We start from the raw sequence: 12,445 nt of genomic DNA, 5'->3' as shown, positions 1-12,445 counted from the left end.
AATTTCCATGGGCGGCGCGGCGTTGGAGTGATCTGCTACAGCCACCATGAACCGTCGCCGCCTGCTCAAGACCGCCTTCTGTTCCAGTCTGGCCCTCGGGCTGAATCTCCGTCGTTCCGAGGCCGCTCCGGAAGCCGGGGCCGGGAGTCTCGAACTGCTCGCCATCGGCGACTTCGGCAGTGCGGAGGAATCGCAATGGGCGGTCGCGCGCGGCATGACCCGCTACACCAAGGAGCTCCCCGCCCCGCCGGTGGGCATGCTGATGCTCGGTGACAATTTTTACGGCGGCGGCATGGATGGCGTGAACTCGCCGCGCTGGAAAAAGGGCTTCGAGGATTGCTATCCGAAGGAAGTCTTCCCCGGTCCCTGCTGGGCCATCCTCGGCAACCACGATTACGCGGAGACCGCCGGTCAGGAAAAAGCCGAGCTCGACTACGCCAAGCGCCCGGAAGGAACCCGCTGGACCATGCCAGCGAAATATTATCGCGTGGATCTGCCAAAGGAAAACCCGGTCATCACCCTGCTCTTCATCGACACCGACTGGGAGCCGATCAACCGCGCCATCCACGGCAAGCTCGCCGAGCAACGCCCGATCTGGATGACCGAGGAGGAAAAGAAGGCCCAGATGAGCTGGCTGGAAAAGGAGCTGCAATCGAAGCGCGCGCCCTTCACCGCCATGGTCGGCCATCATCCGGTGTTCTCCAATGGTCCGCACAACGACACCAAGGAACTCGTCGATGAGATCGCACCGCTGTTGGAGAAATACGGCGTGCATCTCTACCTCGGCGGCCACGACCACGATCTCCAGCATCTCGAACTGGAAGGCCGCAGGACCAGCTTCGTCATCTCCGGTGGTGGTGGTCGACGTCTCACCGACATCCACGAAAACCACCCCGCCGAATTCGCGCAGGCGGTGTTCGGTTTCTCACATCTCTCCATCACGAAGGACAAGCTGCTGCTCCGCCACATCGATGCGAATGGCAAGCTGCTGCATGCCTTCGAGAAGACGCCGGACTTCAAGTGGAAGACGGCGTAAGCCGTCCTTTGATCACTACAGGCAAGGTAGCGCGAGGCTCCTGCCTGCGTGCTTCTTGCGGATCTTTTCAAGAAGCACACGCCTGACCTTCCATCGCGCTTCACCCAATACGCAAGGCGGGAGCCTCGCGACTATGCGTGGCTCCTTCCGGGGAGCCACGTCCTTGGGCCTCACAGCGGCAAGTCGTAGCTGCGGCCGCCGACACCTTCGTACCAGCGGATGTAGGCGTTGTTCACCATCGCGTAGCCGCCGGGAGTCGGGTAGTCGCCGGTGAAGTACCAGTCACCGCAGTCGCCCTTGATGGAAGCTCGAAGGTTTTCGATGGTCTGGAAGATCACCTGCACCTCGCCACTCCAATCGATGCTTTCCGGATACACCATGCGGCTGATCTCCGCGGAGACCTCTTCATCGGTAAAGTCGGAATAGACGCCCTGGACGCGGTTGCGGCGTTCCTCGGCGGGCTTCTTCATCTCCTCACGGCACTCGTCGTAGATGCGGTCGAGCAGCGACTGGCGGCCGGCCTTGCGATGCAGGGCCACGGCGGCCTGGAAGGCGATGAATTGTCCGATGTCCGCCATGTCGATGCCGTAGCAGTCCGGATAGCGGATCTGCGGGGCGGTCGAGCAGATGACGATCTTCCGCGGCTCGGTGCGCGCGAGGATCTTGAGAATCGACTTCTTCAGCGTGGTGCCGCGGACGATCGAGTCATCGAGCGCCACGAGCACGTCGTCCGGCTTCACGATGCCGTAGGTGATGTCGTAGACGTGCGAGACGAGCTGGTCGCGCCCCTTCTCCTGGGAGATGAAGGTACGCATCTTGATGTCCTTGTGCGCGAGCTTCTCGCCGCGCGGCCAGTTGCGCAGGATCAGTTCGTCCAGCTTGTCCGCGGTGAGGTTGCCCGCGTCCACGGCCTTGAGGATTTCCGAGCGGACTTCCTGGCGGCGGTAGAGACGCAGACCGTCCATGAGACCGTAGTAGGCGGTCTCCGCGGTGTTCGGGATGAACGAGAACACCGCCTTGTCAAAGGAACCATCGATGGAATCCACCACCTGCGAAACGAGGGCCGCGCCCATCGCCTTGCGCTCGCGGTAGATCTGCGGGTCATTGCCGCGGGAGAAGTAGATCTTCTCGAACGAACACGGCGTGTATCGCTGCGGCGGCGAGAACGCGCTGTCGCTGTAGGAACCGTCCGCCTTGATCGTGATGATCGAGCCGGGATCGACGGACTTCACCTGGTCGGCGGAGGCTTCGAACACGGTCATGAGCGGCACACGTTCCGAGGCGAAGGCGATCACCTCATCCGTGACCAGCATGTGGCACGGGCGGATGCCGCGCGGATCGCGCATCACAAACATGTCGCCGTTTCCGACCACGCCGCAGATGGCGTAGCCGCCGTCCCACGGTTGGGCTGATTCACCCACCAGACGCGGTACGTCCAGCTCGGCGGAAATGCGGGCCGGCATCTCGCGGCCATCCACTCCGGCGTCGCGGAGCTTGCGGTAGAGATCGGTGTGGGCCTCATCGAGATGATAGCCGATTTCCTCGAGCACGGTCTGCGTGTCCGTGCCGAAGACCGGATGCTGGCCGCGCTCGATGAGCACCTGGTTCAGCTCCCCGGCATTGGTCATGTTGAAATTCCCCATCACCATCAGGGTGCGGGTCGGCCAGTTGCTGCGGCGGAGATACGGATGGCAGGAGCCTTCGTCGAACTCGCCGGAGGTGCCGTAGCGGAGGTGGCCCACCAGGATCTCACCGCCGAAATCGTAGCGCTCCTTGACGCTGGCCGGGTCCTTCGGATCGAGGATGCCCTTGCGCGCCATCTTGTGGAAGCTCTTCACCTCCTTCTGGAAGATGCGGGCAAGCGCATCCTTTTCAATGCCGCGGCGGCGTTGCACGTAGGGTTGCCCCAGCGGCATGTCCAGTTTGACACAGCCGATGCCGGTGCCGTCCTGTCCGCGGTTGTGCTGCTTCTCCATGAGGAGGAACAGCTTGTTGAAGCCCCATAGGCAGGAGCCGTAACGATCCAGATAATACGCCAGGGGTTTGCGGAGTCGCACAGCGGCGATCCCGCATTCGTGTTTCAGGAAGTCGCTCATTTACCGGAAGTTTGGCTCGGCCTCACTCGCCCCGCACCTTTACACGGACTCCTTCCGCGTCAACCATGCGACCGATAATTGTTCCGCCGGGGCCCGCCTTGAGGGCGGTTTCCACGTCGGATTCGGCAACAATGGCGACCCAGCCGATGCCCATGTTGAAGGTGTGGAAGCGGTCTTCCGCGTCCACGTGTGCGAGGAGCTTGTCGATGCCCGGGAGCTCCCACTTCGGGATCTCCAGATCGGCGCCCATTCCCACGAAGAGGCGCTCGAGGTTTTCCGGCAGTCCGCCGCCGGTGATGTGGGACATGGCCTTGGGCTTCACGCCGGAGGCTTTCAGGTCGTTGACCACATCGTGGTAAAGGCGGGTGGGCTGCAGCCACGCCGCGAGTTCTTCCTCCGTCACGTCCGGAGCGTGGTCCTTCAGGACCCGGCGCACCAGCGACCAGCCATTGGCATGGATGCTGTCGGAGGCGTAGCCGATCAGCACGTCCCCCACCTTCACGGTGGTCGGGTCGATGAGGTCGGATTTCTCCGCACAACCGATACAGAAACCGGAAAGTTCGATCACATCCACGGGGACGATGCCCGGCATCTCGGCGGTTTCGCCACCGGCCAGGATGCAATTACAGGCCTCAAGGTAATCGGCCATGCCGCCGATCAGGCGGGTGATCTTCTCCTCGTTGAGTGCGGCAATGCCGATGTAGTCGAGGAACAACAGCGGGTCGCCACCGGTGGTGAGAATGTCGTTCACGCTCATCGCCACCAAATCCTTGCCGGCGGTTTCGAGAAGATCGTGCTCCAGCAGCAGCTCCAGCTTGGTGCCGACACCGTCACATCCGGTCATCATCACCGGCTCTTGATAAGAGCTGAGGTCGTAGCAGGCCGCGAACAGTCCGAACGCGCCGAACAGCTTGCGGTTCGCCTGGGTGCGAGCCACGTGAGTCTTGATGTCCCCTACCAGAGCGGCCGCCTTGCGCGTGTCCACTCCTGCCTGTTGATACGTGAGCTTGCCCGCCATGTTGCCGATGGCGGGTGTTTAACACCCCACCCCGGTCCGTCACGCGGAAAAACCCGCGAATTTCTCATTCCTGCGTCCCACCCCGACGCAATCGCTGGATTTCAGCCACCGTGGAGGAAAAAGCGGCAGACACCCCCGCGATCACGTTCCCTGCCCCACGCGATCGCGCACTGTTTCAAAAAGGGTTCCCGAAGTAGAACTCGGACAGTGGAAAAGGAGAGCCATCCAACCAAACCCATCCGAGGTGCAAAACGCATGGAATAGACCCATGCATTTCATTCAGACAAATCCGTAACCCTAACCGTTCAAAAAAATATTTGCCTGTTTCGCTAAATATTTCTACTGTCCCAACGGCTTTGGACGGCAAATATTTAATTTTTCTTGAATATTTAGGCTCAGTCGTTAGAAAGCGGTCGATTCTTGCAAAAAGCATGACGTGCAAAAACACCACGCCCTTGATCCGCTTGGGAGCCGGTCTTGAGATCGGCTACGCCCAGCCGCTTGCACGGAGTGAACGGGAAATCTCCCTTGCCGGAGGCACGCATTTTCTTCTCGCGCGCAACGGCCGCGGCAAGACCACCCTGCTCCGCACGCTGGCCAAAACGCTCAAGCGTCTCGGTGGGGAATTCGAAACCAGTGGTTTCACCCAATATCTCCCGGAAGACCTCCGCTTCGATGCCGAGATCCCGGTTAGCGCCATTTTCCGCGCGATGCTCCCGAAGGCGGCGGTAAAGCCCGCCCTTGAGCTCGCCGAGCGCATCGAGCTCGACACCAGCAAGCAGTATGGCCGCCTTTCCACCGGCAACCGTCGCAAGGCCGGCCTGATTCTCGCCGAGTTTTCCGTAGTCCCGGATCAGGCGAACATCCTGTTGCTCGATGAGCCTTTCAGCGGATTGGACGCCTACGCGCGCGAAACCTTCGAGGAGCTGTGGCACGGCAGCCGCGGGCACGTCCTGCGGCTGGTGAGTTGTCATCCGGACTACGACTCGATGCCGATGCCCAGCGCGGTCGTCATCGAGCACGGCCACATCTCGCACCTCACCGGTTCCGACCAAACCTGGAGCAGCCTCAAGGCCCGATTGAACTGAACCATGCGCCTCTTCCACCTCACCGCCTCCACCATTTTCCGCCGCAAGGCGTGGGCGATCTGCGCCTTCGCCGTGGTGGTACTGCCGTTCGTGCTGCCGTTGATTTCGACAGCCACGGAGCGCCTCAGTGTGGTCCAGCCCGCGCGCATTCAAGCCGCATGGGCCTCCGTCTGGGTCTGCACCCTGTTATGGGGCCTCTACTCCGCCGCCCGCCAGGGCGAGGCGAACTCGAAGTCCGGCCTCGGGGAATACTTCCTCACCACCGGCGTTTCCGCCACCCGCCAATGGCTGGAGATCTGGCTCGCCGTCATGATTTTCGTGATCCCGCTGGCCATCCTCGGCACCACGATCTGCCTGCTCTTTGCCATGCCTGCCGATCCACAAGAACGCGGCATGTGGTGGGTCATGAATCTCCAGTATCTCACGCTCTTCAGCCTCGCGATCGCACCGCTGCTGGGCCTCTCGATCGCGCTGGCCTCCCGCTTCGGTGGCATCGTCGGCTTCGCCGCCACCCTCTGCATCGCCATCTATGGCCTGTGGGGTGTCGGTTACATCGACCGCATGTTGAAGCTGGAGCCGAATCCGATCCTGCATGGCATCTGGCAGATCTCCCCGCAGTACCGCTGGGCGGATCTCACGCAGCGCCTCTACTTCAAGTCCGGCGCCATCGAGGCCACCCGCTTCTGGCAGCTCGCCGCCTACTTCGCAGGCATCCTCGCGGTTTACTGCGGTCTTTCCCGCCTGTGCTTCCGCGTGAAGTCACTTTCCTGAAATGTCCGGTCCCTTGTCCAAGCTCCTGAATGTCGCGCTCCTTGGCGGTGGTGCCTTGGTGTGGCTGGCGGCTTCGCGGCCGCTCGGGCAGGATGACAGCCTCAAGCTGCCGCCGAATCCCTTCGGCGTGAAGTGCAGCCCCTATGGCGAGGTCTTCGCCATGGCCATGCAGGGGCCGATCGACACCTACTGGCATGGTGGCGAGGAATGCCACGATGAAAACTGCACCGATCCATCCCACCATCATCATCACGATGGCGATGCGGATCACGATCATGAGCATGAGGCGGAAGTGGTGCCCGCCACCCTGAGTGGACGCGTCGACCAATTCCTCGCGGAACTCGATGAAGCGGTCGAAGCCCGCACCAATCCCAAGGAGGCCAGCCCGGCCCAGAAGTTCTCCCAGCGCCGCGCGGTCGAGGATAAGCTGCGCTTTGCCTACGAGCTCGATCCTTCCCACTACGGCAACTACGCCTCCTATCACTTTTTCCTCACCGAGCCATCCATCGGCACCCGTCCGGAACTGACCCCGGGCGCGATCAAACTCGCCGACGCGACCATCCGCTACTGCCTCGCGCGGAACGATGATCCTCGTCCCTCCCTCACCGCCGCCTTGGCTGCGGAGAACCAACTGGAACTGATGTTCCTCACTCCCGAGCGCTATCCCACCCAGGACATGCGCAAGGTACTGGCGGTACTCGATCTCAGTCTCGCCCGCCATCACGAGATCCGCGCCGAGTGGGAACGCACCGGCGAGTGGGCGCTGATCTCCACCCAGCGCCAGCAGGAAATCGCCCAGCGCGAGCAGTTCGTCACCAAAATCCGCGAAACCGCGGAAGCCACTATTCTCCGACTGGAAGGCAAAACCTCTCCACAGGCATTCAACTGATTTCCATGTCCGTTCCTTCCGCCATTCCCGCGCCGCCGCCACTTCCCGGATTGCAGAATCCGGCGCTGGGCACGCGCTTTCACAACGGCATGGACGGCCGCTTCCTGCTCGGCACCATCTTCCGTGTCTGCAAGGAACTCCGCGTCTCGGACATCCAGATGCGCGCGGAACGCCCGGTGTACATCCACACCAACAAGGGCATGGAGAAGCTCGATTTCCTCGGCATCCTCTCCGCTCTCAACATGGATGAGATCCTCAAGGAACTCATCCGCAACCGCGAGAGCGGCAGCCACGGCTTCGGTGAGCATGAAGACCTCGGCGACCGCGTCGGCGATAAGATCGAGGACGCCATGAAGAATTTCGCCGAGACCAAGGTGGCGGACTTCTCCTGCGATGGCATCCCGATGGGTGACAATGGCGAACGCTCCGGCCGCCTGCGTATCCAAGCCCACCTCAGCTCCTCCGGTCTCGGCGTCACCTGCCGTATCCTCAACGATTTCATTCCCGAGCTCGAATCGCTCGGCATCGATCCGGACACCACCGAGACCCTGCGCCAGGGCGTGCTCAAGCGCGCGGGCCTTTGTCTCGTAACCGGCCCCACCGGCTCCGGCAAGTCCACCACCCTTGCCTCGCTGATCGACTGGCTGCGCCGCAATCATCCGAAGCATATCGTCACGGTGGAGGATCCGATCGAGTATCAGTATCCCGATGACATGCCGGACCCGGAATACGCCGGCCACCGCATGCCATCCCCCTCCATCGTCACCCAGCAGGAAGTCGGACGCGATGTCCACTCCTACCGCCAGGGCCTCAAGGACGTGCTGCGCAAGGCCCCGCACGTGATCCTTCTGGGGGAAATCCGCGATCGCGAGGCGATGGAGACCTGCATGGAAGCCGCGCAGACCGGTCACCTGGTGCTCTCCACCCTTCACACCACCGGCGCGGTCAAGACCCTCGGCCGTATTCTCGAAATGTATCCGCGCGAGAGCCACAATGCGGTGCTCAGCCGGCTTTCCGAAATCCTCATCTTCATCCACTCGCAAGGTCTGCTCAACGGCGTGCAACGCCGCGTGCTCACCTACGAATTCCTCCAGAACAATGACGATGCGGTCGCCAGCGCGATCGCGAACTACGACGGCGGCGCGCGTTCCCTCGAGGACGTGATCCGCCGTGCCGGCAACATCGAATGGGACGGAAACCTCCGCCGCCTCCGCCGACAAGGCCTCATCACGGACGCCACCTATGAGAGCGCCCGGATGAACCGCTCGGAAGCCGAGATTCTCTGATCGTTCGTCCTCGCAGCCTGTTCCCTTCGTGCAATCCCGCAACTCCAACCGCCGCCCCGGCATGACGCTTCTAGAAATGACCGTCGTCATCCTGGTGCTGCTCACGCTCATCGGCGTGCTCTTCATCGGCGCCCGCGCCTGGAAGAAGGGCTCGGACCGCGCCGCGTGCATTCTCAATCTCCGCAATTTCCAACAGGCCGTCCGCTCCTACGCGAACATCAACGCTCTCAATCCCAACTCTCCCGCTCCAGGCCTGCGCAGCCAGATCGTCGGGTTTGGAAAATTCATGGAAAACGAGCCGGTCTGTCCGTCGGGAGCCGGGCTCTACACCGCTCCCGATCCGGATACGATCCCGGACATCGGAGTCGTCTATCTCAGCTGCCCGAACATCGCGAAGGCAGGCTCCACCGATCACTTTCCCGTCCAGCACAACGATTGGTGAAATCCCTCTCCTCCCCAAAAAACTGAAACCAACAACACCCGACCCATACACATGAAAACGAACACCATCATCGCGAAGAGCAAGAAGGGCATGACGCTGCTCGAATTGACCGTCGTCATCCTCGTCCTGCTCTCGCTCATCTCCATCCTCTTCATTGGTGCCCGCGCCTGGAAGAAGGGTTCCGACCGCGCCGGCTGCCTCATGAACATCCGCAATGTGCAGCAGGCCATCCGCTCCTACGGCAACATGCAGGCTCTGACCCCGGGTGCCACCATCCCGGCCAGCAAGACCGCCACGCAGGTGCTCATTGGTTCCGGCCTGTTCATGGAAAACGCCCCGACCTGCCCGGGCAATGGCACCTACGCCGGCCTCGATGGCACCACCATCCCGAACGTTGGTTCCGTGCTCCTGACCTGCAACTTCGCTGACGGTCCGGCCCACACCCCGACCAACACCGGCGACTGGTAAATCCAGCCGCAGGTTGTCCCCAGGACAACTCCCATCATCGGTCCGCCCGTCATGCGGGCGGGCCGATTCCCCTCCCCCTTTTTTCGCCTCCCCGGTTGCTGTGAAATCCCTGACACCCCGGTCCCTTGGCCACCCTCCAACATCCGAGCGAACTCAATCCGCTCCAGCGTTACTCCCAGGCTTGCGCCGTCCTTCGTTCGACGAGCCGCGCGAGAAATGACGCATGGTATCGCGAAGCTCTCGATCTTGATTGCCAGATCCATCTCCGGATCGATGGCACCGGCGTGCTTTCCCGCGCCTATGATCGCAAGAGCGGCCAGTGGCAGTCCGCCCCCGTACCCGATGATGAGGTGCTGCGGAGTCCGGAGCGGGCCGATGCCTTTGCCGAAGAACTCATCACCTTCGCCCGCAAGGCCGGAGCGAATGCGCTCGGACTTGTGCTTCACATTGCGGACGAGTTCGCGATCACCGAACTGAAGCCCACTTTCGACAACCCCGGTGCCGTCGGTGATCTGCGTGTCGCCGCCGAAAACGATCCCATATCGATCCTCGATGACACCTCCCTGCCGCCGGACCAACATTCCTGGCGCCTGCTTCCCTATCTGGCCGCGGGCAGCGAAACCATCGCAACCGTCGTCTCTCTCACACGCCAGTACGGCCTGTTTCTCGATCGCCTCCGCATGGCTGGCGAAGCCGCCAATTTCCCGCTGATCACGCATGCGCTGAGCGCCCCGCTGGTGGCGCTGATGGCAATCCCGCGCATCATCCGCATACCGGAAGGACAGTCCTTCATGACCGTCCTCCACTATCCGAATTTCACCGTCCTGGCGTTCTTCAACAGCCACTCGGACCTCCAGTTGATCCGCACGCTCCAGCATCGTGGACAGCGCCGCCCGTCAAACCTGCGGCATGCGGCCTCCACCACCACCGCCGCGCTCGAGCTGATCGATCCCGAGGTTTACGTGATGAATCTCAGTCCCCAGCCGGAACCGGGTCTCACCGCGGATCTCCGCGTGGTGTTCCCATCCAGCCGTGTGGAGGATGTGGATTGGGCGGTGACCCCGCTCTCCAATCCTGCCTTGCCGCCTTTCGCGGTCGAGCCGCTTATTTCGACGGCGGCTCCCCTGAACTCCGAGGAGACCCCTCTGAGCCTGACCTTCAGTGATTTTCAGAAGGAACGCTGGCCTTTCCAGAACTTCCTCACCACGACGCGCGAAGTGGCGGAAATCTATCCGGCACGTTCGGAGATCCGTCTTCTCCGCGCCGTGCGCATGATCCGTCTGGGCATCGCCGCCTGCGCCGTGCTCGCCCTCTCATGGGCCCTGCTGGAGATCTTCTCCATGATCCGCAGGCCGGAGTGGGGCTTTGACCAGAAAGCCTCGCAATCGGTGCAGCAGCGTCTGGCCGGTCTCAATACCGAGCGCCAGCGTGTGGAATTGTGGGACAACCTTCTGGAGGACCGCTCCAAGGCGTGGACCTCCATGGAACTGCTCTGCCGTCTGTTTCCGGAACGCGGTGGTTTCCTGATCAAGGGATACAACCATGTCGTGAAGCCGGAACTCGCTCCCGGCCAGACCAAGGCGGGCTTCGTAAAGGAGTGGAAGATCACCGGCTACGCAAGAGACGAAGCCCTCGACCGGCTCAACCTGATCAATACCCGCGAAGGCATCTCCGCGGTCTTCGCCGAGATGGCGCGCATCACCCAGAACCCCTCCTTCCGCTCCGATCTGGGCAGCCGCAGCATCGTCCCGAACGTCCGCACCCAGGAAAACTCCGCCTTCAAGCCACGCCCTGCGGAGGAGATCCAGGATGACGACCCGACCACCTACCCGCTCACCTTCGACCTGACGATCACCCAGCGCTTCGAAGCCACGGACCCGATCGCCGTCAGCGTTGCCAAGATCAAATGACCTCTTCCGGATCTCCCGCCGGACGATGATTCTCAGAAAATAACTGCCTTGCCGGACCAGCATCCCACCCTACGGCTGGACAACGCCCCCGGAAATATGGTTAGTTTCAATCTGTTAATCATCATCCACTTCAAATAACTTACCTGCCTCGCTGAACCATTCTCCCATGTTCTATCGCCAATCCATCACCCTGTTCGGAATCGTGCTGCCTTTGGTCGCAGCCGGGATCGTCGTGGGGATCGCGTTCTACATCGCAGGCGGCATGAAGTCCGACTTCGCGGACAAGCAGAAGAAGTATTCGACCGCGGAACAGGGCCGCATCGGCGCGATCGGTGTTGAAACCATGCTCGGTAAAAAACGCCAGTACATGGAACTGTGGAAAACCAAACTCGGTGAGGAAACCAAAAGCGCGATCTCGGGCAACCTTCGGAAAATCCAGGAAACCCTGCCCGGCAAGGAATTCCAGCCCACCGCTTTCGAACCGATGGCCAGTTCGACCGGCTTCGGTCCCGTTTCCGCACAGAAATCCTCACAAATCCGGCTCGGACTGCGAGGTACGTTCCGCACCGTACAACGCGCCTTCCTGGAACTCGAGACCCGCATGCCCCAGCTCCAGCTCACCGAGTTGAAGATGGACCCGAGTCCCAACCAAACCTCCTTGTTGAACTTTGAAGTGATCTACACGGCATGGGAAAACTGATCCATCTTCTGGGACTCTGCACCCTGCTGCCTCTGGGCCTGACCGCGCAAACCATCGGACCGGCACCAGGTCCGGCCGCGCCCGTAGCTCCCGCCACAAAGCCCGCCCCGGCCCCTTCTCCCGAAAAAGGCCCCACCGTCCCGGCGCTCGACAAGGCACAGGGAGAAGCAGCGACCTCCGGAGACCTCCCCTCCCGATACGCGGGCTCCGACGTGGGCGCCTATGTGGAAACCCTCGCGACCGTCTTCGCCATCCGCAGCCGCACCACCGATCCCTTCGGACAAGTGCAGGACACGACCGCGAAGCCAATCAAGCCCAAGGTCACCCACACGGCCGTGGCCCGCGCCGCAGCGATCCCCACGACCCCTTACTCGGAAATCGTGGCCCAGATCCAGGTCAACACCGTCATTCCTGCCGAGGAGAGGTTTTTCTGCGGTTCGCGCGTCTTCAAGAAAGGCGACCGCTTCCCCATCTCATTCCGCGGTCGCAACTACCCGACCGAAATCACCGAAGTGAATGCCGATTACATCCGGATGAAGAATCTGGATACATCGGAAACCGGCTTGATCAAATTTGAGAAGCTGCCGCCCGGCATGACCCGCGCCAGCCAGAGCGACAAGATGCTGCCCGGCTTCCAGTCGCAACGTCCCGATTCCCCCCTTGAGATCGAATCAGGCCCGCCTTCCCAAGTAGGCGGCCTACCCCAACCGGGTGGCTTCCCCACCAACCGCTGACCTCCCT

At 61.8% G+C, this 12,445-nt stretch carries 12 protein-coding genes; 10 read left to right on the top strand and 2 right to left on the bottom strand.

Annotated features, from left to right (window positions below; all coding sequences use genetic code 11):
• The first annotated feature begins 46 nt into the window (after window positions 1–46).
• The gene (locus tag KBB96_RS02900) at window positions 47–1,036 is read left to right on the top strand and encodes a metallophosphoesterase (protein ID WP_211632069.1); all 990 of its coding nucleotides are present in this window, start codon (window positions 47–49) and stop codon (window positions 1,034–1,036) included.
• Between the two features lie 170 nt (window positions 1,037–1,206).
• On the opposite strand, the gene KBB96_RS02895 is transcribed toward KBB96_RS02900, so the two are convergent.
• Together KBB96_RS02895 and purM are read right to left on the bottom strand one after the other, a co-directional pair.
• Window positions 1,207–3,132, bottom strand: coding sequence for an amidophosphoribosyltransferase (locus tag KBB96_RS02895; RefSeq protein ID WP_211632068.1), 1,926 nt, complete (start codon window positions 3,130–3,132; stop codon window positions 1,207–1,209).
• Window positions 3,133–3,154: 22 nt separating this feature from the next.
• Window positions 3,155–4,150, bottom strand: coding sequence for a phosphoribosylformylglycinamidine cyclo-ligase (purM, locus tag KBB96_RS02890; protein ID WP_211632067.1), 996 nt, complete (start codon window positions 4,148–4,150; stop codon window positions 3,155–3,157).
• Window positions 4,151–4,581: 431 nt separating this feature from the next.
• Between purM and KBB96_RS02885 the strand changes: the two genes are divergently transcribed.
• The 9 genes from KBB96_RS02885 to KBB96_RS02845 all read left to right on the top strand — a co-directional run bounded on the left by KBB96_RS02885 (window position 4,582) and on the right by KBB96_RS02845 (window position 12,438).
• Window positions 4,582–5,238: an ATP-binding cassette domain-containing protein gene (locus KBB96_RS02885; protein ID WP_211632066.1), complete on the top strand. Its 657-nt coding sequence runs from the start codon at window positions 4,582–4,584 to the stop codon at window positions 5,236–5,238.
• A gap of 3 nt (window positions 5,239–5,241) precedes the next feature.
• The gene (locus KBB96_RS02880; protein ID WP_211632065.1) at window positions 5,242–6,009 is read left to right on the top strand and encodes a hypothetical protein; all 768 of its coding nucleotides are present in this window, start codon (window positions 5,242–5,244) and stop codon (window positions 6,007–6,009) included.
• A gap of 13 nt (window positions 6,010–6,022) precedes the next feature.
• Window positions 6,023–6,898: a hypothetical protein gene (locus KBB96_RS02875; protein ID WP_211632064.1), complete on the top strand. Its 876-nt coding sequence runs from the start codon at window positions 6,023–6,025 to the stop codon at window positions 6,896–6,898.
• A gap of 5 nt (window positions 6,899–6,903) precedes the next feature.
• Window positions 6,904–8,184 carry a type IV pilus twitching motility protein PilT gene (locus KBB96_RS02870; RefSeq protein ID WP_211632063.1) on the top strand — a complete coding sequence of 427 codons (1,281 nt, stop codon included), beginning with the start codon at window positions 6,904–6,906 and terminating at the stop codon, window positions 8,182–8,184.
• 28 nt (window positions 8,185–8,212) lie between these two features.
• A complete protein-coding gene (locus tag KBB96_RS02865; RefSeq protein ID WP_211632061.1) occupies window positions 8,213–8,626 on the top strand; it encodes a type II secretion system protein in 414 nt (137 codons plus the stop codon).
• A gap of 51 nt (window positions 8,627–8,677) precedes the next feature.
• Entirely contained in the window at window positions 8,678–9,094 is a 417-nt protein-coding gene (locus KBB96_RS02860) for a prepilin-type N-terminal cleavage/methylation domain-containing protein (protein WP_211632059.1), read from the top strand.
• Window positions 9,095–9,219: 125 nt separating this feature from the next.
• Entirely contained in the window at window positions 9,220–11,004 is a 1,785-nt protein-coding gene (locus KBB96_RS02855) for a hypothetical protein (RefSeq protein ID WP_211632057.1), read from the top strand.
• Window positions 11,005–11,170: 166 nt separating this feature from the next.
• Window positions 11,171–11,704 (top strand): hypothetical protein, encoded by a 534-nt coding sequence (locus tag KBB96_RS02850; RefSeq protein ID WP_211632055.1) that lies wholly within the window; start codon window positions 11,171–11,173, stop codon window positions 11,702–11,704.
• The gene (locus KBB96_RS02845; RefSeq protein WP_211632053.1) at window positions 11,692–12,438 is read left to right on the top strand and encodes a hypothetical protein; all 747 of its coding nucleotides are present in this window, start codon (window positions 11,692–11,694) and stop codon (window positions 12,436–12,438) included. The genes KBB96_RS02850 and KBB96_RS02845 overlap by 13 nt, the downstream gene beginning before the upstream one ends.
• Window positions 12,439–12,445: the final 7 nt, after the last annotated feature.

This window comes from Luteolibacter ambystomatis (assembly GCF_018137965.1).
Lineage (GTDB): Bacteria > Verrucomicrobiota > Verrucomicrobiia > Verrucomicrobiales > Akkermansiaceae > Luteolibacter > Luteolibacter ambystomatis.
Note: the sequence above shows the minus strand (reverse complement) of the source record. Positions and strands in the feature narration are given on the sequence as shown.

What these genes read in the sequence shown, in the direction of transcription:
- KBB96_RS02870 (WP_211632063.1), top strand. Translation starts at nt 6,904, where the DNA reads ATGTCCGTTCCTTCCGCCATTCCCGCGCCGCCGCCACTTCCCGGATTG.
- KBB96_RS02845 (WP_211632053.1), top strand. Translation starts at nt 11,692, where the DNA reads ATGGGAAAACTGATCCATCTTCTGGGACTCTGCACCCTGCTGCCTCTG.
- KBB96_RS02850 (WP_211632055.1), top strand. Translation starts at nt 11,171, where the DNA reads ATGTTCTATCGCCAATCCATCACCCTGTTCGGAATCGTGCTGCCTTTG.
- KBB96_RS02895 (WP_211632068.1), bottom strand. Translation starts at nt 3,132, where the DNA reads ATGAGCGACTTCCTGAAACACGAATGCGGGATCGCCGCTGTGCGACTC.
- KBB96_RS02885 (WP_211632066.1), top strand. Translation starts at nt 4,582, where the DNA reads ATGACGTGCAAAAACACCACGCCCTTGATCCGCTTGGGAGCCGGTCTT.
- KBB96_RS02880 (WP_211632065.1), top strand. Translation starts at nt 5,242, where the DNA reads ATGCGCCTCTTCCACCTCACCGCCTCCACCATTTTCCGCCGCAAGGCG.
- KBB96_RS02860 (WP_211632059.1), top strand. Translation starts at nt 8,678, where the DNA reads ATGAAAACGAACACCATCATCGCGAAGAGCAAGAAGGGCATGACGCTG.
- KBB96_RS02900 (WP_211632069.1), top strand. Translation starts at nt 47, where the DNA reads ATGAACCGTCGCCGCCTGCTCAAGACCGCCTTCTGTTCCAGTCTGGCC.
- purM (WP_211632067.1), bottom strand. Translation starts at nt 4,150, where the DNA reads ATGGCGGGCAAGCTCACGTATCAACAGGCAGGAGTGGACACGCGCAAG.